Origin of the sequence: Leeuwenhoekiella sp. ZYFB001 (assembly GCF_011784865.1) — a bacterium.
GTDB lineage: Bacteria > Bacteroidota > Bacteroidia > Flavobacteriales > Flavobacteriaceae > Leeuwenhoekiella > Leeuwenhoekiella palythoae.
The window spans coordinates 3,596,734-3,621,739 of record NZ_CP050460.1; the positions used below are offsets into that span (position 1 = coordinate 3,596,734).

Here is a 25,006-nt window from a genome sequence, read left to right on the forward strand (position 1 = left end):
TCTAAGTAAGTTTTTCGGTTAATTTTTTAAAAGTACTTTTGGGGTCTTTGCCTTTGTAAAGCACGTTATAAACAGCATTTATTATCGGGGTTTTGGCACCCAACTCTTGATTGATCTTAAAAGCACTTTCGGCAGCATAATAACCTTCGGCAACCATACTCATTTCCATCTGAGCACTTTTAACGGTATATCCTTTACCAATCATATTTCCAAACATTCTATTTCGGCTAAATACAGAATAGCCCGTAACGAGCAAATCTCCTAAATACGCCGAATCATTAATGTTACGCTTCATTTTATGCACTTTCTTGATGAACTTTTTCATCTCTCTTATGGCATTGCTCATCAGCACGCTCTGAAAGTTATCACCGTAACCCAAGCCGTGCGCAATTCCGGCGGCTATGGCGTAGATATTTTTAAGCATCGCGGCGTATTCTGTACCTATGGTGTCGTCGCTTATCGTGGTATTGATATACCAACTTTTAAGGTGATCTGCGACTACCTGTGCGTGTTGCTCGTCTGCACAAGCGATGGTAAGGTAGGATAGTCGTTCTAAAGCGACTTCCTCGGCGTGACAAGGACCGGTGATCACTCCGATATTTTCAAACGGAATATCATATTTATGGTGAAAATGCGCCCCAACGATCTGACCGGTTTCCGGAACGATCCCTTTTATGGCCGAAAAAATGATCTTATCCTTAAAACTTGCGGTCACTTTTTCAAGCTCCTTTCCTACAAAAGCAGAAGGCACGGCAAAAATGAGGTAATCTGCGTAGGCGATGATTTCATTAATGTCATTACTCAGTTTTAAATGAGCAGTATCAAACTCTACAGCGCTTAGATAATTGGGGTTATGTTTTTCTTTTTTAAGATGTTCTAAAGCATACACACTGCGCATATACCAGCCTACTTCTTCTAAGTTTTCAGTAAGCATTTTTACGATCGCAGTTGCCCAGCTTCCGCCGCCGATAACACCAAATTTTAAAGACATATTATTTTATTTTTCTGTAGAAACAGAATTATTTTTCAATTTATGAAGGCATTTGTAAAGCCTTATAAATCCTCAGTTTTAGGGCTGTTTTGCCTCTTTCAAAGATACTCATTTTAGAAGGCTCGTAAAATGCTGAAAGTCACTTTAATATTTTTTTGGCACGCGGTTTGGATATATTAAAATGCTATTCTACAGCACTGACGTCACCGCTAAGAATTTTAATTGACATCGCCCAAAGACATTTTTCCGAGGGCAGTTTAATCTGAATGTATTCAGAACATATTCATCTTTAAAACCGAACGATTATGAGAACGATAAAATTACTTAGCGCTTATTTTTTAATGCTTGGCGTATTTACCTCGTGCTACACTGATGTATTTATCGAGGACGATCTTGCAACACCTGTGGCGCCGTTATCTTCAGTGCTAGCGGATTACGAGTTGTGGTATGTAGATATTGATCAAACACAAGGCAACGGGAGTATCCCTTTTATGGATAAGGCTTTCACCTTTTCTTTCCTCAATGGAACCGTAATGGCCAATAACAACCTCGCCGGAATTGGCGATCAGGGCAGTGGTTTTGGTATCGAGGTGGGGTATTATGATGTTTTTGACTATGATCTAGACATCAGTCACGATATTGATGGTTTCTATTCATTTGAGGTTTCCCTGCTCTCTAATAATGCGATCGAACTGTATAATCGATATACTAATACGTCGTACGTGTTGATAGGTTATCAACGAAGCAATTTTGATTATGACCGCTTGTTTTATGACAACATTCATTTTTTCTTGCAGGAATATGCAGTTTGGGAAAAGGTTCATACCAGCCTAAGCGGAACCTCTAATGCGTTTGATGCAGAAAATTACCTGCAGTTCTTACCGGCAAATTCAGGCGTAAATTTTAGAAGTTCGCAAGACCCTATAGGTAGCTCAACTACTAATTTATATTGGGATTATAGCGGGATTTATGAAGTGAATAATGTCGTTAACAATGCCTATTTAAAAACATTGACATTAGATTATGACTATTTTGCTAACGAGTATTTTGAACTTTCTATACTTGATGATGCGACTATAGCGCTTTATCATCCTGCTTCAGGGAGTGAGTATCGTTTTAGAGGTCGTGGGTATATTCAATACAAAACGCCTTCAGAAGGAAAGAGCAGATTAAAGCAAAGCGAGATCGAACAAAATATTAAGGCGATCAAAGCGTTAGCCTTATAAGCAATAAATATTTTTTGGTTGGTTAGTTGAGATCGCCCCGTTGAGTTATTCGCGGGGCGATTTTTTTGGCGTTGCTTGATGGTAGTTTACTGCAAAAACATTCACATAGTTTTAAAGACCAATACACAAAGGGTTAAATAGGTATTTTGTAAATTGAATCTTTAAAACTAAGACTAACTTAAGAATAAAAACATGGGATTATTTTCATTTATTAAAAATGCCGGAGCAAAAATAGGTATTGGTAAAAGCACTGCCGAAGAAGCTGCGGAAAAGAAAGCTGAGGCTGCAGCAGCCGCTGCTGCTGCAACCAAAAAGGCTGAAGCTTCGCTTAAAGAAACTGTTGCAGATTTAGGTCTTGAAGTTGAAGGGCTAGATATTAAGATTGACGGAGAAACCGCAACGGTAACCGGTAAAGCAAAAGATCAGGCAACTAAAGAAAAGGTAGTACTTGTTGTGGGTAATGTAGACGGAATCGCTCAAGTTGATGATCAAATGAGTGTAGAGCATAAAGAGCCTGAGGCACAGTTTCACACCGTAGTTTCTGGTGATACATTGAGTAAAATCGCTAAAAAGTTCTACGGAAACGCTATGAAGTACCCTGTGATTTTTGAAGCAAACAAACCAATGCTAAAAGATCCAGACAAGATCTATCCGGGGCAAATGCTTAGAATTCCAAATTTGGATTAAGCATTATACGATCTCAAAAAAACAAAAAGCTTCAGTATTACTGAAGCTTTTTTTATATGTGCCATCGTAGGCTAAAAAACCCACGAAGTAGCTTTTTTGATGTGGTTATCTGTAAAAATTCATTTGATCTATATAAACCCATACCGAATGCGGTAGTAGCGGGCGGCAGTTTTTACCGGCTTTGATCGCTTTGCGTATGGCGGTTGAAGATATCTCTACCACAGGAGCATCAACCACGTGCACGTTAGGATGAGCAAGCAACTCAGGTTTAGTCTCTTGTTCTCCTATTCGGGGATAGACATAGATCTCGTGACGTTCTAAAATAACCTCGTAGTTTTTCCACTTGTGCAAGGTGCGCAAATTATCTTCTCCCATAATCAGACAGAACTCGTGCTGTGGGTATTTTTCTTGCAGATGTGCAAGTGTATTTGAAGTATAATTAGGTTGGGGTAGATTAAATTCAATGGTACTCGCTTCAATCTTTGGGTATTCTTCAACAGCTTCAAGAACCAACTGATACCGGTGATTATTATCAAGTAACGTCTTTTTTTTCTTAAACGGGTTGTGCGGCGTAATGACCATCCAGATCTTGTCAAGATCGCTATATTCAGCAAAGTGATTTGCGATAATCAAGTGCCCTATATGCACCGGATTGAATGTGCCAAAATAAAGCCCGATTTTCATATTACGCGTTGATGTGCTTGGTTACAAGTTCGTAAGCTTCAGCAAGCGCAGTATCCAGATCATTATTTTCTATGATGTAATCAAACTGCGGAGCGGTAGCAAGTTCAATACTGGCCTTGGCAACACGCATATTGATACGGTCTTCACTTTCGGTTTTACGCTTTTTTAATCTGATCTTTAATTCTTCGATACTCGGTGGTTTTACAAAAACAGCTAAGGTACGCTCAGGATACAGCTTTTTGATGTCTAGACCGCCCACAACATCAATGTCAAAAATAACGTGCTTACCTTCTTTCCAGATGCGCTCTACTTCGCTTTTTAAGGTTCCGTAGAAATTGTCGCGATAGACTTCTTCCCATTCCAAAAATTCATCTTCCTTGATGCGACGTTTGAATTCTTTAAGCGAAAGAAAATAATAATCAACGCCGTCTTTTTCAGTAGGTCTGGGCTCGCGAGAAGCCGCCGAAATACTAAACTCTAGATTAAGTTCTTTTTTCTCCAGAAGCCATCTTACGATAGTAGTTTTGCCACTTCCGCTAGGTGCAGAAAAAACGATGAGTTTACCCGTATCAGCCATTTTAAAGTACGTTTAAAAGTTGTTCTTTGATCTTCTCCAGTTCGTCTTTCATACGCACAACAACCTGTTGCATAGGCGCATAATTAGATTTTGAACCTATAGTGTTGATCTCACGTCCCATTTCCTGACTGATAAAAGCCAGTTTTTTACCATTAGAATCAGCAGAATCCAGAGATTTTTGAAAGTATTTTAGGTGATTGCTAAGACGTACTTTTTCTTCGGTGATGTCGTATTTCTCTAAGTAATAGGTGAGTTCTTGTTCAAAACGATTCTCATCAACTTCTGTCTTTAGATCGCTCACCGCTTTGGTTAGACGCTGGCGTACACCGGTCATCCGTTCCGGATCTAGAGTGATCACTTCATCAAGATTAGTCGCGATGTTTTTTATGCGTAATTCAAAGTCTTTTTTAAGCGCCTTGCCTTCGTCTACACGATAGGTGTCAATAGCGTTGAGCGCTTCTTCTACACCAGCAAGAATAGATTTATACTCCTCGTCATCAATCTCATCGCGTTCGGTTTTAAGCGCATCAGGAAGGCGGGTAGCGATTTTTAGCAATTCGATATCAGCTGCATCTGGAGTAACCTCACGCAGTTGTTTCATATATTGTTTAACCACATCTGCATTGATTGAGCTGCTGGTTTCTTCGCCATTAAGCTCAACATAAAGACTAAAGTCTATTTTACCACGCTCGAGTCTCTGAGCAACCAAGTTGCGTAGCTCCAGTTCTTTCTCTCTGTAAAAAGAAGGAATCCTCGCGTTTAGATCTTGATTTTTACTGTTAAGAGATTTAATCTCGATCGTTATTTTTTTTGTGGGTAATTGGGTCACCGATTTCCCAAAGCCAGTCATAGATTTAATCATGCACTTAATTTAAAACGGCAAAGATAGGAAAACCTATTGGGTTGCTCGTGAGGTGTAAGTTTATCCTACAAAAATAAAACCCGTAAGCAGGCTTACGGGTTTTCAATTCGTTTAGGGAGCATAGCTTACAGCTTGCGTACCCAGATATTTCTAAAACTTACAGGATTACCGTGATCTTGAAGTTTGATAGGGCCTTCACCGTGCGCCGGATTTTTGGGTTTGCCTATGTATTCGGTAGTACCTTGAATTTCGGTATTATCTTGTACTAGCACTCCGTTGTGCAAAACCGTTACTGTAGCCGCTTTGGTTTTGTTGCCATCTGCGTCAAACTCCGGCTGATGATAGATGATATCATAAGCTTGCCATTCTTCAGTAGGCTTTGTTGCATTAGCCAGCGGAATGCTTTGCTTGTATATCGCAGTTGCTTGTCCGTTTGAATAGGTTCGGTTTTCAAAGCTATTCAATACCTGAACTTCGTATAAACCTTGCAAGAAAATACCGCTGTTCCCGCGGCCTTGACCTTCACCCTCTACAACTTGAGGCGCTTGCCACTCAACGTGTAATTGCATATCGCCAAAACTTTCTTTGGTCTGAATATCTCCTGTGCCGCCCACAACGGTCATAGAACCATCTTTATTGATCTGCCAAGGCGCATTAACCACAGAATCTTTTGTGCTTTCCCAAGCATCCAGATTTTCTCCATTAAAAAGAACCACAGCATCAGAGGGTACGTTATTTTTATTAAAAGAAACCACCTCAGGTTCCGGTTCCCAAACTTCCGTAGCTTCAGGATCTGTGATAGGAGCTTCTTCTTCTACGGCAGTAGTATCTTCAACCGGTGCAGTGGTTTCTTCGCTTTTCTTTTCTGAAGTATCGCAAGAAAAAAGCAAACCAGCTGCTACAAACGGAACTATAAATTTTTTATTCATGACTAGAGTTTTTTAATTTTTATGTTTTTAAAGGAAACTTGATGTCCGTGATCCTGTAATGCGATAAGACCGGTGTCTGTTTTAGCGAAAGCTTCCCAGCTGGCAAACTTTGAATTTGACACTAAATCCTCCCATCCTTCTCCTTTTACAGGAAAGGTCACAACTTCTTCACCATTCAGTACAATAATGCCTTGATTGGTATTGTAATCAATAGTGATCTCGTAGCTGTTCCATTCTCCGGCAGGATTTACAACACCTTCTGGAGCACCTATCATATCATATAAAGCGCCTGATCTATGGCTTGGTCCAGCTTTAGTGTCCGGGTGACGCTCGTCATCCAGAATCTGAATTTCAGGTCCCGTAGCGTATGGCTCGTGGTATTTTGGGTCTTCTTCTACAGCCCACATAATTCCGCTGTTTCCACCTTCAGAGATCATCCAATCCATTTTTAAAACAAAGCTGGTGTATTCTTCATTAGTAACAAGATTTTCAGACCCATCTCTATTTTCTGCAGGAGTAAATACAAGGGCATCATCAACAATTTCCCATTGTGTGGGAGCTTCGCCGTTGTAGGCATGCCATTTGTCAAGATTAGTTCCGTCAAAAAGCACTTCCCATTCGCTATCTTCAGGCTGGGTTGCTTCGGTGGTAGCTACTGCTACTTCTTCGGTTTTTGCCTCTTCTGCTTTTTCTTTACACGAGGTAAAAAGCGCCATAGCAAGGGCTACCGACAGTATTAATTGTTTCATTGTTTGTGGTTTAAAGTCCTAAAATTCGTTTTAATTTGGCTTCGTCGGTTTTTGCTCCTGCAAAATCATCAAATGCTTTTTCTGTAGCTTCAATGATATGACTGGCGATAAACGGTGCGCCTTCGCGAGCTCCTTGCTCCGGAGATTTGATGCAACATTCCCATTCCATCACCGCCCAAACATCACAGCTATATTCGGTGAGTTTAGTAAAAATGGTTTTAAAATCTATTTGCCCATCACCAAGGGAACGATAGCGGCCTGCGCGATCTCGCCAATCACCATAGCCTCCAAATGCACCCTTTTTTCCGGTAGGATTAAATTCTGAATCCTTAACGTGGAACATTTTTATAAACTCGTGGTAATTGTCTATATACTCGATATAGTCTAATTGTTGAAGCACAAAATGACTGGGGTCGTAAAGAATATTAGCACGTTTGTGATTTCCGGTAGCTTCCAGAAAACGTTCAAAAGTTACCCCGTCGTGAATGTCTTCTCCCGGATGCACTTCATAACATACATCAACTCCTTGCTCGTCAAAAGCATTTAAAATAGGAGTCCATCTATTTGCCAATTCTTTAAAGCCCATTTCTACTAATCCCGGCGGGCGTTGTGGCCACGGGTGAAAGGTATGCCAAAGCAAAGAACCGCTAAAGGTACCGTGCACATCAATCCCTAAATTTCTGCTGGCTTTTGCAGCACTCATCAACTGATCAACCGCCCAAGCCTGACGCTTTTTAGGATTGTTCTTGTAATCGTCTGGCGCAAAGTTGTCAAACATCTCATCATAAGCAGGATGCACGGCAACCAGTTGCCCTTGCAGATGCGTAGACAGTTCGGTTATTTCTAGGCCGTAGCTTTGCACTTTTCCTTTTAATTCATCGCAATAGGTCTTGCTTTCTGCGGCTTTTTTCAGATCGATCAAGCGACCTTCCCAAGTGGGTATTTGAATGCCCTTGTAGCCTAGATCACTTGCCCATTTACACAACCCATCAAGCGAATTGAAAGGTTCTTTATCATCCATAAATTGTGCAAGAAAGACAGCGGGGCCTTTAATGGTTTTCATAGTAGTTGATTTATTTTATAAAAAATCAAGCGCCTCCTAAGAGACGCTTTTTTAAGATTATTCTTTTAGACTTACCCAAGCCGAATTGTTATCATTTGACGCCACAGCGGCATAGATAAATTGCATTCCTCTTAACCCGTCATCAATTGTCGGGAAATCGGGTCGCTCGCTAAATGCTGCTCCATCTTTAACCGATAGGACTTCTTTGGCAAAGCTTCGGTAAATGGTTGCAAAACCTTCTAAGTACCCTTCAGGATGTCCCGGAGGAACACGGGTGTACTCTGTGGAAGCTTCATACGTGCCATTTCCGCCAGGTGTGTAAATCTGTTTTGGTTTATCGAGCCAATATGCGGTAAGTTCGTTAGGGTTTTCTTGTCCCCAAGCGATGCTTCCTTTGGTTCCATAAACGCGAATGGCTAAGTTGTTTTCTTCTCCTGTTGCGATTTGCGAAATGCTCAAGGTTCCTTTAGCATTATCCTCTAGACGCAAAAGAATATTACCATCATCATCCAGCACGCGACCGGCACCAAAACTGGTAAGATCTGCTGCAAGCTCTACGATTTTTTTTCCGGTGATGTATTCGGTTAAGTTTTCTGCGTGGGTACCTATGTCGCCAAGCGCACCGCCTATACCAGATTTGCTAGGATCTACACGCCAAGAAGCCCCTTTATGCTCGGTTTCTTCAACAGCGGTTGACATCCAACCTTGTAGGTATTGTACAACAACCTTTCTAATATCGCCAAGCTCTCCGTTCTGGATCATCAAACGCGCTTGCTTTACCATTGGGTAACCGGTGTAATTATGGGTAAGCGCAAACACTTTTCCGCTTTGCTTAACTACTTTTTGTAGGTCAAACGCTTCCTCAAGACTAAGTGTTACAGGTTTATCACAAATCACGTGAAAGCCGTGCTCTAAAGCCATTTTTGCCGGTGGAAAATGCATATGATTTGGCGTTACGATCGAAACAAAATCCATACGCTCGTCTTCAGGAAGTTGAGCTTCCTTTTCGATCATTTCTTCAAAACTTTTATATGCGCGCTCAGGAGCAACGCCTAAAGCTTCGGCAGATTTTAGACTGCGCTCTGCGTTGCTGCTAAAAGCACCACAAACCAAATCTACCATTCCATCTATTCGGCTGGCACGTCTGTGTACATCGCCTATAAAAGAGCCTTGGCCGCCACCGACCATTCCCATTTTTAATTTTTTCATCGTTATACTTTTTCGCCTTTGTATTCTATTTTTTCATTTTTGAATGCGATCAGGAAGAAGACAAATACCGCAGCAGCAAAGGCCGCAGGATACAACCAAATGGTCTTCCAATCGTGAGTTTCTCCCACAAGATAATTATCTGTGATTTGGCCTGCAACCCAAAATCCTATTAACATTCCTACCCCGTAAGTGGCTAATGTTATAAGTCCCTGAGCAGCACTCTTGTTGCTCGATCCTGCTTTTGAATCGGTGTAAATTTGTCCCGAAACAAAGAAGAAATCATAACAAACGCCGTGAAGGGCGATACCGATTAGAAGCATAAAGGAAAGTTCGTCTGCGTTTCCGAATGCAAAGAGTACATAACGAATAACCCAAGCCAACATCCCAAAAAGCAATGTTTTTTTGATACCGAAGCGTAACAGAAAAACTGGAATTAAAAGCATAAACAATACTTCAGAAATTTGCCCGATAGATTGTTTAAGCGTTGGGTTTTCCATTTGCAATTCAGTCAAAAATGGATTGGTGTTTTGATAGTAAAACGCTAATGGAATACAGATCAAGATCGAAGAAATAAAGAAAATCAAGAAGTTTTTATTCTTTAGCATCGTAACCGAACTCAATCCTGTTTTTTCAAGAATTGATTGATTTTCGTCAGATTTAATAGGGGGTGTTTTAGGTAATAAAAAGCTAAAAACTCCTAAAAATGCCGAAGCAATAGCAGTCATTGTAAAGGTGTTGCTCAATAAACCTTCTTGAATTCCGCTTTGCGAATCCCAACCTAAAAGACTGATGATGAATCCGGCAACAATCCAACCTATGGTTCCAAAAACACGAATCCATCCAAAATCTTTTGATGGGTTGTTCATTTGTCTAAACGCTACCGAGTTTACTAAGGCTAAGGTTGGCATATAAGCGATCATATACCCCAAAACATACGGATAGAATACTGCAAAATCTGTAGTCTGACTCATTTGATACATTAAAAATGCACCCACGAGATGCAGCACGCCTAAGATGCGTTCTGCATTGAAAAATTTATCGGCAATAAGCCCAATGATAAAGGGTGCAATGATTGCTCCCCAAGATTGGGTTGAGAATGCCATTGCGCTTTGTGCGCCGGAGGCCTCTAAATTGTTTCCTAAAAATGTTCCCAGGGTTACAAACCAGCCTCCCCAAATAAAGAATTCGAGGAACATCATTAGTGATAATTGAAATCGAACAAGTGGTTTCATGTATGGTATTTTGATATTATTTTAAATTTTGAGCGGTATTAATTAAAAGCTCTTTAGTGAGCATAATGCCTTCTTCTGGTGTGTGGTTTTCGCCTTCATATTCTACACCTATAAAACCGGTGTATCCGGCATCTTTTACCGTCTGAAGAATTTTAGTAAAGTCCATTGAGGTTTCTTCACCGGCTTCATTAAAGTCATAGGTCTTGGCGCTTACGGCAAGTGCTTTTGGCATCAATTCTGCGATACCTTTGTATTTGTCATACTCTTTAACACAAGGCGCGCCCCACATTTCGCCGTTTTCGCGTTCTAGGCAAAAGTTACCAAAGTCGGGCAGCGTACCGCAATTGTCCATATCGATAGCATTGATAACTTCCATCAGCAAAGCAGCGTCAGAAGAAAAGCCTCCATGATTTTCTACGGTAACTTCTATGTTTTGTGATGCACCGTACTCAGCAAGTTTTTTGAGTCCGTCTATTGCACTGTTTTTCCAAATTTCACGGTCGGGTGAGCCTATGAGGTTAACACGAATGGCATGACAGCCTAAATATTTTGCGGCATCTACCCATTTTTTGTGGTCTTCAACAGCTTGATCACGTTCAGATTGGCTTTCGGCTGCGAGGTTTCCTTCACCGTCAACCATGATAAGAACGTTTTGTACCTCAAACTCGGCGCTCTTAGCTTTTAACTTAGGAAGAATAGAATCTAGTGCAACTTGATCGTTGTCGTAAGTTTCCATCATAGGAGTATACAGCTGACTTACGTACTCAATCCCTTCAAAACCCATTTCGTGTGCTTTTTCGGCAAAATCCAAGGGGTTCATTTCGCCATTTCTTATAGCTTCGTTGAGTGACCATTGCGCCAGTGAAATTTTAAAAAATGGCTGTTTTTGGGCTACTACAACGCTTTCATTAGAATTTTTTTCAGTTTTTTTTTCGCTTTTACACGAGAAGACAGCTACTGCAAAAAGAGCTGTCAATGCGAGTTTAACGTTCATTGAATAAGCAATTTAGGTTGTTGTTGGTGGGTTGAAAAACCTGCTTAACCCCCGATAAATATATAAGTTCTCTAAATTATACTTTTTTTGGTTTATCTAAAAAATAACTTAAAATTTATATATTTGATAGCATAGGCTAGATTATATTATTAAAAACTAAATAAAAAGTGAGTAGTATTAAACCTGAAGAGATGTACGATGCCATTGTGGTAGGTACAGGAATTAGTGGTGGCTGGGCTGCCAAAGAATTATGCGAAAACGGTCTGAAGACACTTGTTCTTGAACGTGGTCGTATGGTAAAACATATTGAAGATTATCCCACCATGAATATGGATCCTTGGGATTTTAAATTCAAAGGACAGCCAACCAAAGAAGAAGAGGCTAAACAGTTTAAGCAAGCCCGTACAGGGTATACTACAAACAAGGCGCATAGTCACTTCTTTGTAAACGACCTAGAGCACCCTTATAACGAGACCAAGCGTTTTGACTGGATGCGTGGGTATCACGTGGGAGGTCGTTCTATTATGTGGGGTCGTCAGAGTTATCGTTTAAGCGATATTGATTTTGAAGCCAATAAAAAAGAAGGTATTGCCGTAGACTGGCCGGTACGTTACAAAGATATTTCACCTTGGTATGATAAGGTTGAAGAATATATAGGAGTAAGTGGTGAAAATTTAGGATTGCCACAACTTCCTGATGGTAATTTTGGACCTCCAATGGAGCTTAACTGTGTTGAAGAGCACCTTAAGAAGAACATGGCGCAAAATTATAAAGATCGTCTTTTAACCATTGGTCGTACGGCGCACATTACCTATACAGATAAGACTTTTGAAGGGCGCTCTGCGTGTCAATACAGAAACCGTTGTATGCGTGGGTGTCCGTTTGGGGCATACTTTAGCTCTAACTCATCTACTTTACCTGCTGCAGAACGTACAGGAAATATGACGTTGAGACCTTTTAGTATTGTGAGCGAAGTGATCTATGATGATAACACAAAACTTGCAACAGGAGTAAAAGTAATTGATGCCGAAACTAAAGAAGAAATGATCTTCAATTCAAAGGTTGTTTTCTTATGTGCATCTGCAATTGCTTCGGCTTCCATCTTAATGCAATCTAAGTCAGACCGTTTTCCTAATGGATTAGGAAATGATAGTGGCGAATTAGGGCACAATATTATGGACCATCACTTTAATGTAGGTGCTTCAGCAAAATTTGACGGTTTTGAAGACCAGTATTATAAAGGTCGTCGCGCAAATGGATTGTATATACCTCGTTTTAGAAATGTAGGTGGTGATTCTGATCAAAAGAACTTTAAGCGTGGTTATGGTTACCAAGGTGGTGCAAGCCGTGGTGATTGGACCGAAGCGATCTCTGAAATGAAATATGGTGAAGATCTTAAGAAAGCGATCTCTGAACCTGGAGGTTGGACGATCGGGATCAATGCCTTTGGAGAGTGTCTTCCGTATCACGAAAATAAAATGACCCTTGACTATGATAAATTAGACAAATGGGGACTACCTACTATTACCTTTGATGCTGAGTGGAAAGAGAACGAGTGGGAAATGCGTAAAGATATGAAGCAGCAGGCAGCAGAAATGCTTACCAATGCCGGCTTTAAAGATGTGCAAACCTATGACAATCCTGGAGCTCCGGGTCTAGGTATTCACGAGATGGGAACTGCTCGTATGGGACGTGATCCTAAAACATCTGTACTTAACGGAAACAATCAAGTACATACGGTGCCTAACGTTTATGTAACAGATGGATCATTTATGACTTCTGCAAGTTGTGTGAACCCGTCACTAACCTATATGGCATTTACGGCGCGCGCAGCAAACCACGCAGCAGAACAATTTAAAAACGGAAAATTCGCTTAATTATGAAAAGGAGACAGGTATTAAAAAATTTAGGTCTGGGTGCTGGTTATGTGATAGCGGCTCCGGCGGTATTTAATATTTTACAGAGCTGTAAAAGCGAACCAAAAAGCGATTGGGAGCCGGTTTTTATGAATGCGGCTAATGGGTATGCATTAACTCAGGTACTTGATGTGATTCTACCAAAAACCGATACTCCGGGAGCTTCAGAATTGAATATTGCTCAATTTATTGATAGCTATATGGATGAGGTTGCTGGAGATAAACAACGTGAAGAGTTTAAAGCAGGTGCTAATGCTTTTGCGTTAAGCTTTAAAGAAAACTTTGATAAAGAACTCGAAGATGGTGATGCCGAAGATTTTGAGCAGGCAGTTGCTAAGTACCTTGGGGCAGATGAAGAAACGCGTAATGGATATTTAAAGCGTATTTCAGAAACACAGGATCCCGAAGCGCCTGAAGCTGATTTTGATGCACACGCAGGTTCTTATGCGTATCTCAATGCGGTACGCGATCTGGGTATTTGGGCTTGGAAGAACTCTGAGGCCGTTGGCGAAAACGTACTTTGGTATGATCCAATTCCAGGAGCGTATCTCGGCTGTATTTCTACGGAAGAAGCCGGCGGCGGAAAAACGATGTCACTCTAATGAAAAGAAGAAGTTTTATACAAAAAGGAGCCCTAAGTGGTTCCTTTTTGGCTTTAGGTGGGCCCGAACTATTTGCGATGCAACATAGGCTTGCCGCTATGCCTAAACATCACTTCAACTTAAACTATGCTCCACATTTGGGTATGTTTAAGAATCTGGCAGGCGATGATCCTATAGCTCAAATTAATTTTATGGCAGATCAGGGCTTTACCGCATTTGAAGATAACGAAATGCGCAACAGGCCGGTTGATGTGCAAAATAAAATAGGAGCTGCACTACAAAAGCATTCTATGCAAATGGGTGTGTTTGTAGCGCATAAGATCTATTGGACCGCCCCAAATCTCACCAGCGGTAAACAAGATCTAAGAGCAGAGTTCTTAGCCGATATCAAAGCGTCTATAGAAGTCGCTAAGCGCGTAAACGCGAAATGGATGACCGTTGTGCCGGGTTATGTTGATATGACTCAGGATATCAATTACCAAACCGCACACGTGGTAGAAACTCTACAGCAAGCTTCGGCTTTGTTAGAACCACACGGTCTAACCATGGTTCTAGAACCGCTTAACTTTTTTAATCATCCCGGTTTATTTTTGAAAGAAAGTCCGCAGGCGTATCAAATTTGTAAAGCAGTAGACAGTCCTGCTTGTAAAATATTATTTGATGTGTATCATCAGCAAATTCAGGAAGGAAATCTGATTCCTAATATTGATGTGTGTTGGGAGGAAATCGGATATTTTCAGATGGGAGACAACCCGGGAAGAAAAGAGCCTACAACCGGTGAGATCAACTATAAAAACATTTTTAAACACATACACCAAAAAGGTTTTAAAGGGGTCTTAGGGATGGAGCATGGCAATTCAATGCCCGGTCCAAAAGGAGAGCAGGCGGTGATTGATGCTTATGTGAGTTGCGACGATTTCCTTTAGATCAGGGATAGAGCGTTATAAACTGTTCACATACAATAAGCATTTCCTCATCAAATGAGTCGGATGAATTTTGCATTTCCCGAGTGTAAAACGCTCGGTGAACTTTTTTCCAATAGGCTAGAGAACCATCACCTTCCCCTTCAATCAAGGCAAATTCTGAGGTTACTTGATTAAAAGGAACCAGATCGATTTGTGTGGTTTTAATTACCGCAACTGCGTTTCCGTCCCAATCGGTAACAATGTTGAGATCATTTATTTCAGGAAGAGATTCCTTATGGGTCTCAAACCACCACAGCGAAGTAGCCGTGGCTTGTTTGATTCTTTTCAATACTAAATGGGCACAAGTATTTGCGTCCTTTTCATTATCGCAGAAGTAAAAGGAAGGCGGAATATTCTTGTCTCGATACTCTGGATGTTCATTTGTAAATGCGTCCCAGAGCTGTTTAATTGAAGATTGAATCTTTCCCATAAGTTCTAAAGATAAAAGGCTTCCGGAAATGGAAGCCTTTCAGATTATTTCTTCAAGTCAAGATAGACTCCGTTAGTCCACCCGAAGCCATCTTGAGTAGGATATTCTCCACCTCCGGCGACGAGGGTGGTATCGATCACATTGTATTTTTCCAGCATTTTACCTGTGCGTTTATAAACGCGGTCATTAAGGTGTAACCAGCGGCCGGTAATCTCATTAGCAAGATCGTTCAATCCGTAGGTTTGCAGTCCTCTGATTGCTAACCATTGATGTGGAGGCCAACCATTAGGGCTGTCCCATTGTTGCTTGTTATTGATCAGCGAGGTGACTAAACCGCCCGGCTTAAGAAACTGACTTTCTAAAGTAGTTGCAACGTGTTCTGCTTGTTGCGGAGAGGCTACTTTAAAATATAAAGGGTAGACCATCGCCAAAGAAAGTATAGGCGACAGGGCTTCGGCTTTTAGGTCATAGTCGGTGAACGTTTGTTGCGTAGCATCCCATAACCACTTATCAATAGCGTCTTTGCGGGAAGCCGCAGCTTTCACCATTTGCTCAGCGCCTTCTACATCGTCTGCATATCGACGCACTTTGGCCAAAGTTTGCTCTAAGTTATACATCAGCGCATTCAAATCTACCGGAACAATTTGCGTGGTTTGTATCGTGCTCATCTTGTTAGGATCTGCAAACCATCTGCTGCTAAAATCCCAACCGCTTTCACAAGCCGCGGCTATGTTGAGGTAAACTTCTTGGGCGTCGCGATCAGCTTCTTTAGCAGTGGTAATGTCTTCAAAATAACTTTCTGCACGCGGTGTTTGCGTATTACTAAAATAACGATTCAAAACGTGACTGTCGGGCATTTTAACGACACGCGCTTCGGTTTCAGAAGGCTTTAGACCCTGTGCGCCTTTCATCCAGAATGCATACTCCTTTTCTAGAACATCGTGGTATTTTAGATAGACGCTTTTTTCCTCTTTGATCTCTGCCAAAAGATTTACCATTTCTGCAAAAAACGGCGGCTGCGAGCGCCCCAAATAATAGGTGCGATTTCCGTTGGGGATAAAGCCAATGGTATTGATCTGATAGGCAAAATTGTCAAGAATATTTTCGATGAGATCAATTTCTCCGGCTTCTTTGAGCCCTAATAAGATAAAATAACTATCCCAATAATACACCTCTTGAAACCTGCCGCCGGGAACGATATAAGCGTTAGGTAAAGCGATTCTTGAGCCGTTTTCAACACTGTCTGCGTCACGCTTTAGATAGGACCACAACGCGTTAATATGCTCTTCGGTAGTACGGGTAGTGTCTGCTTCAAAACCTGAGGTTGGCGTGACCGGTAATGTGAAATGCTCCAAAACAAAAGCCTCCAGATCAAAATCTGGCTGCTCTTTTTGCTCTTGATACTTCTCAAGAATTTTCTCTGAAGGAATCTTGGGTTCACAATCAACAAAGGTTTTTCCGTCTGCAAAAACGTGATTGGTTTGTACAGCGACCAGCAGTTCGCCATAGCGATCAATAGGGTTGAGGTCTTTATCAGGAAATTGCGTTTTGGATACCTCGGTATCTTGCTGCTCGTTTTTACAAGAAGAAACAAAAATCATTACTAGGAGGGCGAATATTTTAGAATAAGTTTTAACCATAACGTTTACTCGATTTTCGAGATTTATTGGCGCTGCCAAAGAGTTTAAAAGTCAGGGGCTTGCCTTAAGATTGAAAATTTATTTCTACCGAATGTATCAAGGGTTTGCTCTGGGGTAGTTTACTGCTCTAAGGCATTTTACTAAATAAGCTAAAGCGCCCAAAAACTTATCGATTCAGATAATTTTTTGGGCGCTTAAATTATTGGCATCGCTAAAGGATTTTAATCCTCACAGCTTGCCATAAGGTTCTTTGCTGAAATCGTGTTATTCTACGATGAATTTACCTTTCATAACACTATAATGCCCAGGGAAGCTACAGATAAAGTCATACGTTCCCGGTGCTGGTGGGTCAAACTCGATTGTGTCAGACTGGCCACCGCCAAGCATTTTAGTATGTACGATTACCGCGTCTGTATCTTGAGGAATATATGCATTATCTCGTGCTGCTGAGGCTTTAGCGCCAAAAGCAGGAATTTCGGTTCCTTGGGTTAAAAGCACAAAATTATGCCCCATAACTTCCACGGCTTGTTTACCGGTGTGGCGCAAGGTTAGTTTAACCTTTTTGCCGGCAGGAACGCGAATTTCATTTTTATCAAATTGCATCATATCTGTTGCAAGAAGTACTACTTCAGTAACATTCTCATCAGATTTTTTTGAAGTTGAAGAAGAATTGGAACCTATTTTAACCGTCTCTTTTTCTTCTTTCTTTTTATCGTCTCCGCAGTTTACTAATATTAGCGAAAGCGCAAAAAGAAGTGTGATTTTTAAAGTTTTCATTAGAAATTGTTTAGATAAATGCTAATATACACAAGTTCTACCCGCACTGCAACAGTATTTTTGCGCTTTTTAGTCTAAATACTTTTGAAAAAACTGCAAGGTGCGATGTTCACAATAGGTATGCTCTTGATTTTCAATAAATCCTACATGACCGCCAAACGCGGGGGTTTCTAAAAAAAGTAGTTCGCTTTGAGAAGCTTCTTCAGTAGGATAGCATTTTTCGTTTAAAAATGAATCGTCTAAAGCATTGATTAGCAAAGTGGGAACTTCTATTTGTGGTAAAAATTGCCGACTGCTACTTTTAGTATAATAATCAAGCGCATCTGTAAAACCGTTGGCCGGAGCGGTGTATAGTTCGTCAAAAAGCATCAAGGATTTGATTTTACGATGATTCTCTTTGCTTAATTCGTTAGGAAAAACCTTCAGTTTAGCTTGATATTTCTTTCTAAGATCTTTTAAGAAAGACCAGCGATACACCCAGTTTTTTCGTTGTTCTAAGGCACCCAAAGAATCGTACAAATCTACCGGAGTCGATACCGCAACTGCAGCAGTAATACAATCCGGACGTTTTCGGTTTTCGCCTAAATATTTCAGAATTAGATTTCCGCCAAGGCTGAATCCGCATAAAAAGAGTTGGAGGTATTTTTGTTTAGCAAGAATGTAGTTAATAACATCACACAGATCTTCAGAAGCGCCTGAATGGTACGAGCGTATTTTAGAGTTGTCTTCCCCGCTGCAACCTCGTAGGTTGATGGAAGCGCAGTCAAAGCCGTTGGCATTGAGAATGCGGGCTGTACCTTGCATATAAGGTCGTTTTGCGTGACCTTCTAAACCGTGAACGATGATCGCAATTTTTTGGGTAGATCGCTCTGGCGCAAAACTAAAATCAATATCCAGAAAGTCACCATCACTCAAAGCGATGCGTTCGCGTTCATAAGTTAAGCCTCTGATCTTTCTGATTTTTGCTGCGTAAATGGTATTAAAATGACCATTGGTAAAAGGAACTCTTGGCTTGTATGACGAAGCGATTATGGGCATTAGTATAAAATATCGTCCTTAGGTTCTATTCCTGCGGGTAGGTCTTCTTCATCTAGCATATCGCGCAAATCAATTTCTATGGTGCGGCAAAGCGCAGTCATAGGGACGTCATTTGCTTTTCCTTCAAAAGGGTCTTCACTAGCATCGCCTACATATTCCATCGTGGTGAAAATCCACATAATCAGAATTGTAAACGGGATCATTTGTAAAAACATAATAGATATTTGCTGTGATGGATGCACAGTATCAGTCACGTGATTTTCAAAAATATTGAGCAAGCCTAGTGGCAACAATAACACAAAAATCCATGTAAATACCTTTGAGAAATACCCGTATTGTCTGGGGAATGGAGTGTTTTTGATGCGTTCACACATACCTTGAAAGTCATAGAACTTGGCCAAAGCTTCTTGCAATTGCATCTCTTGAAAACCATCTATCACGCCGTCTTTGCGTAAGCGCTGTACGATTAAACCCTGATTTTTAATAAGGTGTGTTGCGGGATTTACCCGTTTTTTAATTTCATCGTATTCCTCGTGACCTACAAATTGATAGGCTTGATTGCTCTCAATATTACGCTCGTTATGGCGGTCAAAAAGACGTTCTACATACCGGCCTTCTTGTAACGTCCAAGATCTGGGCTGTCGCAGTTGTACGCGTAGTGCATTAAGCCAGGCGATATGCCTATAGATCAGATCGCGTTTGATTTCCTTTTCGGCTTCTGCGTCGTCTAATTTTATAAGGCTCAGCGTACGAATTCCCCAAGTACGACTCCAGTTAACGATCATTCCCCAAATTTTTCGGCCTTCCCAAAAACGATCGTAACTCTGACTGTTTTTAAAACCTAAATAAAAAGAAACCGCAATACCAATCACGGTTAGAGGTTCAAACGGGATGTCTATATCTTCAAAGCCTAAATCGTGGTATGCATAAAATATAACCAGAGAATAAATGAGGAAGAAGATCAGGTTGCGCCAGGTTAGGCGTATGATGAGTTTCCAGCTTATATTCCTTTTAATCAGCATAAAGTTCTATTTGAGATTTAAAGATAAATGTAAACAAGAGAACAGCTCATCGTATTAAGGGAATTTTAAAATATTATGCGCGCATAAGGCTTTTAGGTATCTTTGCTCAAAATTCATTGGTGCTGCCAAAGAATTGATTATGCAGTCCCGAAAACTATCGGGATGCCTCGAAATTGAAATTTTGTTTCCAACTAATGCCTCACGAGTTTGCTCTGAGGTAGCTTACTTTTAAAACTATGTATACTAAAGAATTTGAGATACGCTGGAGTGATATAGATGCAAATAGACATTTAGCCAATAGTGCTTACATCAATTTTATGAGTCATACGCGTATGGCTTTTTTGATGGAAAATGGTTTTGGGCAGCACGAGATGGCCAAGCATAACATTGGCCCGGTGGTGTTTTATGAGCATATGTATTATTTTAAAGAAGTTTTTGCCGGAAAGCCGGTAAAGGTGACGCTTCAGTTAAAAGGACTTTCTGAAGACGGGATGTATTTTGAATTCATACATAATTTTTATGATCATAAAGGGCGAAATTTTGCCAGTTGCGAAATGATGGGCGCTTGGATCGATCTTAAAGAACGCAAACTTATTGGCCTGCCGGAAGCCTTATTTGTTAATCTTTCCTCCTTAAGTAAAACCGAAGATTTTAGAGTACTTACCAAAGAAGATACACGTAAGTTTGGCAAGAAACCTAAGGATTTAGCTTAGGCTGTTTTCTTTGTTCGGGTAGATAAATAGACTCCTAGAAAAATAAGTGCTGCGGCACCCGCACGTACCCAGCTCAAGTGGTCTGCACCTACAAGAACTGCAAATAAGATTGCGATCACCGGTTGCAAATAGATAAAAGCGCCAATGGTTGAAGCTTTAAGCGTTTTGAGCGCGTACAGATTTAAAAGATAGGTAGAAAAAGTAGTGCCCACCACTACAAAAACCATCACCCAAATGGCATGTGCCGGTAGATTGAGCCAGTCTACAGCAGTGAACTCAGTAAGTGTAAAAGGGAGGTTTAAAAGCACTCCAATAAGAAACAGCCATTTCATCAACGTGATCGTGCTGTACTTGTTGCTAATAGGTTTTACCAGAATCAAATAAACGGCGTAAGTCGCGCCATTTACAAAAAACAACAGATTTCCTAACGGAATATTAGGTGCATTGGGTTGTTCTGCAGCACCAAACAATACCAGTACCAGCGCGCCAAACATCCCTATGAGGATCCCTAGGATCTTGGTGAACCCAATACGCTCTTTTAAAAATAGCGCAGATAAAATGAGTAAAATCACCGGGCTTAACGTGATGATCACCGAGCTGTTAATGGGTGTAGAAAGACTTAATCCTTTAAAAAAGGCCAGCATATTTACAAACATGCCAAATACTGCACAGCCCAAAAATCTCCAATAATCAGCACGATCGATTTTTTCAGATTTGCTGAAGATACTCAGTAGCCAGAACAGCGCAGAGGCTCCTAAAACGCGTAGTAAAATAAATCCAAACGCCCCAATATACACCGGCATCACCCCTTTAGCAAGTGTGTGGTTAATTCCGTAGATAGCGCTGGCTCCGGTAGCTGCAGCAAGTGCAAGTACGCGTTGGTTCATAAATGGCTTTAAGGGTGAATAGCTTCTTTAGCGGCGGCAACCGTTTTTTTGCTGTTTCCTATAAAGATCTGGTCGTTATTTACGATCACAGGACGCTTTAAAAATGTGTAATGCTCCAGAATAAGTTCAGCGTAGTTCCCTTCTTCTAGCGTTTCTTTATTTAGACCACGCTCGCGATAAAGTCTGGCGCGTTTGTTAAACAAAGCTTCATAACTTTCGCTAAGGTTGTAAAGTTCGTCTAGTTGCTCTTCGGTAATAGGATCAGTTTTTATATCCTGTTTGATAAATGCAGAAGGCAATTCGATCTCATTCATAATGCGTGTGCAGGTGTCACAAGTAGAGAGGTAATATATTTTTTTCAAAACGTATATTTTTAGTAATTGAGTAAATTTAGTGGTCTTGTTTGCGCTTGCAAAGTAACCGCTTTTCGGTATAAAAAGGTATTTTTGACTCGATAATCGAGATTAAATACTTTGAGACATAGCTCGAGGTGATAGACTAAAAACTTTTCATGGAAGTATCAATAGCGTATACCTTAAAAATCACATATAAAACACGTGTTATTCTCAAGAATTATCTGGAGACTATCGCATTAGAAGATCTGAATAAAATCCCTGAAGGATACAACAATAATATTTTCTGGAACATTGCACATTTGGTCGCAACCCAACAGATTTTGGTTTATAAATTTTCAGAAGTGCCAGCTTTGGTTTCTGATGAAATCATCAATAAGTACCGAAAAGGAACAAAGCCGGAGGCAGATGCTACTCAGGCAGAAGTAGATGAGATCAAAACCTTACTTTTTAGCACGCTAGAGCAAACTGAAGAAGACTATAAAACCGGAAAGTTTAAAACCTATAACACCATCACCACCTCGATGGATAGTACACTTTCTAACGTTGATGAAGCAATCGCTTATAACAACTTCCACGAAGGTATTCATTTAGGTTCAGTGCTGGCGTTGCGTCACGCTATAGGTCTAGTTTAAGAAACTCTTGCACTTCGCTAAACTTAAATCTTAAAATGGTTTGGCCGTCAGCGTAGGATGCAATTTCATACGGATTGTACACCAACACCATTTCGTTTTCAGTAAACCCAATGGCACTAGGTAATGCAAAAACGTCATTCTCAAAATAAAAGCCGGTGCTGTTGATGTTTTCTTCGGCACTTAGCTTTTTTTGATTTCTAAATTGGGTTTCAGCCAATTTTAAAAAGCCGGCATAATCTTTAAATAAGGCCTCATTGTTCAGTGAGGTTTCGGCATCTTTATCAAAATTAAGATACGTAGTACTGCCGTATCCGTGCGCTCCTCCCCAATAAGTGTAATTTTCAAATTTTATACTCAACAATTGCGCACCGTTATAGCTTACTTGAGATGTGCTGTTGATCTCATATTCTGTACCGGCCTCGGGAAAATCACTTTTATATACGCGATAGCTAGAAATAAAATGCTCTAAAGCTTGATCTAGTGTTTTGATATCAGGCTCTTCTTCGGGAGCGATCACGAGGTTATTCAGCAATACTTGATCAACCGCGTTATTAATGGTGTCAGCAAAATGCTCACGACCGAAAGCCTTGATCTTTTCGATTTCTATAATTGGGCATATACCGTCAGCGCAGTGGTCTAAAGTTTCTGCTTTTAAGGTTTCGGTTTTAAACGTTAAGGGAGTCGTTCTCTTTTGGCAACTGCTGATACTAATTATTGTAAGCAGAAGCAATGCGATTTTTTTCAAAGCAATTAGGGTTTCGTGTTAAACAAAGAATAAAGGTACACGCAATTTTGGGAATAGGTCTTTGGCTTCCTAACTTTACCAAGACATTTAATGAAAGATTAAGAAAATGAAATTCAATACTAAAACCATACACGGCGGTCAACACAATACAGACCCTGCTTACGGAAGCGTTATGCCGCCTATATATCAAACCTCTACTTACGCACAATCTACTCCGGGCGGTCACAAAGGCTTTGAGTATTCGCGAAGCGGAAACCCTACGCGTAAAGCCCTTGAAGATGCACTGGCAAGTATAGAGAATGGCAAATTTGGTTTGGCTTTTGGTTCTGGTCTTGCTGCTATAGATGCAGTTTTAAAATTGTTTAAACCGGGAGATGAGATCATTTCGACAAATGATCTTTATGGCGGATCTTATCGCTTATTTACAAAGATCTTTGAAGATTTTGGTTTGAAGTTTCATTTTGTAAGTATGCAGGACACTTCAGCAATTGAAGCCGTTATTTCAGAAAAAACAAAGATGATCTGGGTAGAAACGCCTACCAACCCAATGATGAATATCATCAATATCGAAGCGGTCGCTCAGGTGGCTAAGAATCATAAAATTTTATTGGCGGTAGATAACACGTTTGCCACGCCTTACTTGCAACAACCTCTTGATCTAGAAGCTGATCTCGTGATGCATAGCGTCACCAAATATTTAGGCGGTCATAGCGATCTTGTGATGGGAGGCTTAGTGGTCAAAGATAAAGAGCTTGCAGATAAACTTTATTTTATTCAGAATGCAAGCGGTGCTGTCTGCGGACCTCAAGATAGTTTTCTTGCGCTTCGCGGAATCAAAACACTACACGTGCGTATGCAACGCCACTGTGAAAATGGTAAAGCGGTTGCGCATTATTTAAAGGAGCATCCTAAAGTAGATCAGGTTTATTGGCCGGGTTTCGAAAACCATCCCAATCACGAGATTGCAAAAAAGCAAATGAAGGATTTTGGTGGAATGGTTTCATTTACCACAAAAAAAGATAGCCTTGATGGTGCTGTTGAGGTAGTTGAAAAGCTAAAAGTTTTCACCCTTGCCGAAAGTTTAGGTGGTGTAGAAAGTCTTGCCGGGCATCCCGCAAGTATGACGCACGCGAGCATCCCTAAAGAAGAGCGCCAAAAAACAGGAATTAAAGATTCGCTTATTCGACTCAGTGTTGGGATAGAGGATATTGATGACTTGCTAGAAGATTTAAAACAAGCTTTAGGCTAATACTATTAGCCAGACGTTCTTAAAAATTAAGGTAATAAATATAACCGATATTCAGCCATACGATAGAATCATCGTATTTGTTCGGAGGGTAAAACTCGGGATCAGGATTTAAGCCGTCTACCCAATTGGAGTAGTATTTATGGTATCTCAATTCAAGATTAAGGTCACTTAAAACCGTTAGCTTGTATCTAATTCCTACGCTTCCGGTTAATGCCCAGGTGTTTCCAGAAGCGTCGCTGATTCCGCCAAGCTCCCCGCCGTCACCCACGAGAAAATCATCAAAATAAATATCCTCTGGTGTTGCTCCGGGTATATCTTGCGAGGATTCGTAGGAGGGGTTAAAGCCTACGTAGTGAGCGCCTAAACTAATATACGGGGCTATTCTGAATCCGCCGGCTTGAAAATCCCTAATACTCAACGGAAAATATTCTAGTTGCATACCCAGTTCAAACACAAGGGAGCTTCCGGTATGGTCACGTAGATCGCGACCTTCGTCGGTGTCTTTCTGAGACTCTATACCTTCGTGGGTGAATTTAGTATAATGCAAATCGGCTTCAGAGCGTAATTTAAAATGGTCGTTAAAATAGCGATCACGGGTATAACAGTTACAATCTGCGCGGTAAGAAAAGTTAAAATAATGCACGATACCAATACCCCAACCTTGATTGTTAATGTTGGTGTCTACGTTGTTTCTAAGCCCAAAATCTGATTGAAAAAGTAACGGTCCCGCAATTACACCAACTTCGTTAGAAAACGCAAGTTGTGCTTTACCTGCAAAAGGGATTGATAAGCAGATGATTAATACCGAAAATAGGATTTTGGTATTCATTA

General features: G+C 40.7%; 27 protein-coding genes. 8 read left to right on the forward strand and 19 right to left on the reverse strand.

What is annotated here, in order from left to right:
* Position 1: 1 nt before the first annotated feature.
* Positions 2 to 991, reverse strand: a complete 990-nt coding sequence (locus HCN54_RS15465) for an NAD(P)H-dependent glycerol-3-phosphate dehydrogenase (RefSeq protein WP_167598495.1) — start codon at positions 989 to 991, stop codon at positions 2 to 4.
* Positions 992 to 1,296: 305 nt separating this feature from the next.
* Here HCN54_RS15465 and HCN54_RS15470 point away from each other — a divergent pair, with 305 nt between their 5' ends.
* Positions 1,297 to 2,217 (forward strand): nicotinic acid mononucleotide adenyltransferase, encoded by a 921-nt coding sequence (locus HCN54_RS15470; RefSeq protein WP_167598496.1) that lies wholly within the window; start codon positions 1,297 to 1,299, stop codon positions 2,215 to 2,217.
* A gap of 192 nt (positions 2,218 to 2,409) precedes the next feature.
* Entirely contained in the window at positions 2,410 to 2,904 is a 495-nt protein-coding gene (gene lysM / locus HCN54_RS15475) for a peptidoglycan-binding protein LysM (RefSeq protein WP_072981067.1), read from the forward strand.
* Between the two features lie 105 nt (positions 2,905 to 3,009).
* On the opposite strand, the gene nadD is transcribed toward lysM, so the two are convergent.
* The 9 genes from nadD to HCN54_RS15520 all read right to left on the reverse strand — a co-directional run bounded on the left by nadD (position 3,010) and on the right by HCN54_RS15520 (position 11,203).
* Complete coding sequence (gene nadD / locus HCN54_RS15480) at positions 3,010 to 3,588, reverse strand: nicotinate (nicotinamide) nucleotide adenylyltransferase (RefSeq protein WP_167598497.1); 579 nt, start codon at positions 3,586 to 3,588, stop codon at positions 3,010 to 3,012.
* Between the two features lies 1 nt (position 3,589).
* Complete coding sequence (gmk, locus tag HCN54_RS15485; protein WP_009778464.1) at positions 3,590 to 4,165, reverse strand: guanylate kinase; 576 nt, start codon at positions 4,163 to 4,165, stop codon at positions 3,590 to 3,592.
* Position 4,166: 1 nt separating this feature from the next.
* Positions 4,167 to 5,027: a YicC/YloC family endoribonuclease gene (locus tag HCN54_RS15490; protein ID WP_072981071.1), complete on the reverse strand. Its 861-nt coding sequence runs from the start codon at positions 5,025 to 5,027 to the stop codon at positions 4,167 to 4,169.
* Between the two features lie 125 nt (positions 5,028 to 5,152).
* On the reverse strand, positions 5,153 to 5,956 hold the full coding sequence (locus HCN54_RS15495) for a DUF1080 domain-containing protein (RefSeq protein ID WP_167598498.1): 804 nt from the start codon (positions 5,954 to 5,956) through the stop codon (positions 5,153 to 5,155).
* Between the two features lie 2 nt (positions 5,957 to 5,958).
* Entirely contained in the window at positions 5,959 to 6,705 is a 747-nt protein-coding gene (locus HCN54_RS15500) for a DUF1080 domain-containing protein (RefSeq protein ID WP_167598499.1), read from the reverse strand.
* A gap of 10 nt (positions 6,706 to 6,715) precedes the next feature.
* Entirely contained in the window at positions 6,716 to 7,768 is a 1,053-nt protein-coding gene (locus tag HCN54_RS15505) for a sugar phosphate isomerase/epimerase family protein (RefSeq protein WP_167598500.1), read from the reverse strand.
* 57 nt (positions 7,769 to 7,825) lie between these two features.
* Positions 7,826 to 8,977 carry a Gfo/Idh/MocA family protein gene (locus HCN54_RS15510; protein ID WP_167598501.1) on the reverse strand — a complete coding sequence of 384 codons (1,152 nt, stop codon included), beginning with the start codon at positions 8,975 to 8,977 and terminating at the stop codon, positions 7,826 to 7,828.
* A 2-nt stretch (positions 8,978 to 8,979) separates the two neighbouring features.
* A complete protein-coding gene (locus HCN54_RS15515) occupies positions 8,980 to 10,209 on the reverse strand; it encodes a nucleoside permease (RefSeq protein WP_072981080.1) in 1,230 nt (409 codons plus the stop codon).
* A 16-nt stretch (positions 10,210 to 10,225) separates the two neighbouring features.
* Complete coding sequence (locus HCN54_RS15520) at positions 10,226 to 11,203, reverse strand: sugar phosphate isomerase/epimerase family protein (protein WP_167598502.1); 978 nt, start codon at positions 11,201 to 11,203, stop codon at positions 10,226 to 10,228.
* A 191-nt stretch (positions 11,204 to 11,394) separates the two neighbouring features.
* On the opposite strand from HCN54_RS15520, the gene HCN54_RS15525 reads away from it, so the two are divergent.
* From HCN54_RS15525 to HCN54_RS15535, 3 genes are read left to right on the forward strand one after another with little or no spacing between them, the layout of a single operon-like run.
* Positions 11,395 to 13,080: a GMC oxidoreductase gene (locus HCN54_RS15525; RefSeq protein WP_072981084.1), complete on the forward strand. Its 1,686-nt coding sequence runs from the start codon at positions 11,395 to 11,397 to the stop codon at positions 13,078 to 13,080.
* 2 nt (positions 13,081 to 13,082) lie between these two features.
* Positions 13,083 to 13,721 (forward strand): gluconate 2-dehydrogenase subunit 3 family protein, encoded by a 639-nt coding sequence (locus HCN54_RS15530; protein WP_072981086.1) that lies wholly within the window; start codon positions 13,083 to 13,085, stop codon positions 13,719 to 13,721.
* Positions 13,721 to 14,647, forward strand: a complete 927-nt coding sequence (locus HCN54_RS15535; protein WP_167598503.1) for a hydroxypyruvate isomerase family protein — start codon at positions 13,721 to 13,723, stop codon at positions 14,645 to 14,647. The genes HCN54_RS15530 and HCN54_RS15535 overlap by 1 nt, the downstream gene beginning before the upstream one ends.
* A 1-nt stretch (position 14,648) precedes the next feature.
* Here HCN54_RS15535 and HCN54_RS15540 read toward each other — a convergent pair whose 3' ends face one another.
* From HCN54_RS15540 to HCN54_RS15560, 5 genes are all read right to left on the reverse strand, one after another.
* Entirely contained in the window at positions 14,649 to 15,116 is a 468-nt protein-coding gene (locus HCN54_RS15540; RefSeq protein WP_167598504.1) for an ASCH domain-containing protein, read from the reverse strand.
* Positions 15,117 to 15,160: 44 nt separating this feature from the next.
* On the reverse strand, positions 15,161 to 16,756 hold the full coding sequence (treF, locus tag HCN54_RS15545) for an alpha,alpha-trehalase TreF (RefSeq protein ID WP_167598505.1): 1,596 nt from the start codon (positions 16,754 to 16,756) through the stop codon (positions 15,161 to 15,163).
* A 264-nt stretch (positions 16,757 to 17,020) separates the two neighbouring features.
* A complete protein-coding gene (locus HCN54_RS15550; RefSeq protein WP_072981090.1) occupies positions 17,021 to 17,533 on the reverse strand; it encodes a plastocyanin/azurin family copper-binding protein in 513 nt (170 codons plus the stop codon).
* Between the two features lie 69 nt (positions 17,534 to 17,602).
* On the reverse strand, positions 17,603 to 18,571 hold the full coding sequence (locus tag HCN54_RS15555; RefSeq protein WP_167598506.1) for a YheT family hydrolase: 969 nt from the start codon (positions 18,569 to 18,571) through the stop codon (positions 17,603 to 17,605).
* A complete protein-coding gene (locus HCN54_RS15560) occupies positions 18,571 to 19,593 on the reverse strand; it encodes a bestrophin family protein (protein ID WP_072981094.1) in 1,023 nt (340 codons plus the stop codon). Before HCN54_RS15560 ends, HCN54_RS15555 begins: the two co-directional genes overlap by 1 nt.
* 236 nt (positions 19,594 to 19,829) lie before the next feature.
* Here HCN54_RS15560 and HCN54_RS15565 point away from each other — a divergent pair, with 236 nt between their 5' ends.
* Positions 19,830 to 20,306 carry an acyl-CoA thioesterase gene (locus HCN54_RS15565; protein WP_167598507.1) on the forward strand — a complete coding sequence of 159 codons (477 nt, stop codon included), beginning with the start codon at positions 19,830 to 19,832 and terminating at the stop codon, positions 20,304 to 20,306.
* Here the strand turns inward: HCN54_RS15565 and HCN54_RS15570 are convergent.
* Positions 20,303 to 21,193, reverse strand: coding sequence for a DMT family transporter (locus HCN54_RS15570; protein WP_167598508.1), 891 nt, complete (start codon positions 21,191 to 21,193; stop codon positions 20,303 to 20,305). The genes HCN54_RS15565 and HCN54_RS15570 overlap by 4 nt on opposite strands.
* A gap of 8 nt (positions 21,194 to 21,201) precedes the next feature.
* Positions 21,202 to 21,555: an arsenate reductase family protein gene (locus tag HCN54_RS15575; protein ID WP_167598509.1), complete on the reverse strand. Its 354-nt coding sequence runs from the start codon at positions 21,553 to 21,555 to the stop codon at positions 21,202 to 21,204.
* Positions 21,556 to 21,704: 149 nt separating this feature from the next.
* On the opposite strand from HCN54_RS15575, the gene HCN54_RS15580 reads away from it, so the two are divergent.
* Positions 21,705 to 22,181: a DinB family protein gene (locus HCN54_RS15580; RefSeq protein ID WP_167598510.1), complete on the forward strand. Its 477-nt coding sequence runs from the start codon at positions 21,705 to 21,707 to the stop codon at positions 22,179 to 22,181.
* Here HCN54_RS15580 and HCN54_RS15585 read toward each other — a convergent pair.
* Positions 22,165 to 22,926, reverse strand: a complete 762-nt coding sequence (locus HCN54_RS15585; protein WP_167598511.1) for a DUF3298 and DUF4163 domain-containing protein — start codon at positions 22,924 to 22,926, stop codon at positions 22,165 to 22,167. The two genes, HCN54_RS15580 and HCN54_RS15585, sit on opposite strands and share 17 nt — an antisense overlap.
* 106 nt (positions 22,927 to 23,032) lie before the next feature.
* Between HCN54_RS15585 and HCN54_RS15590 the strand changes: the two genes are divergently transcribed.
* Entirely contained in the window at positions 23,033 to 24,175 is a 1,143-nt protein-coding gene (locus HCN54_RS15590; protein ID WP_167598512.1) for a cystathionine gamma-synthase, read from the forward strand.
* A gap of 19 nt (positions 24,176 to 24,194) precedes the next feature.
* Here the strand turns inward: HCN54_RS15590 and HCN54_RS15595 are convergent, their stop codons facing one another.
* Positions 24,195 to 25,004: a THC0290_0291 family protein gene (locus HCN54_RS15595; RefSeq protein ID WP_167598513.1), complete on the reverse strand. Its 810-nt coding sequence runs from the start codon at positions 25,002 to 25,004 to the stop codon at positions 24,195 to 24,197.
* Between the last annotated feature and the right edge of the window lie 2 nt (positions 25,005 to 25,006).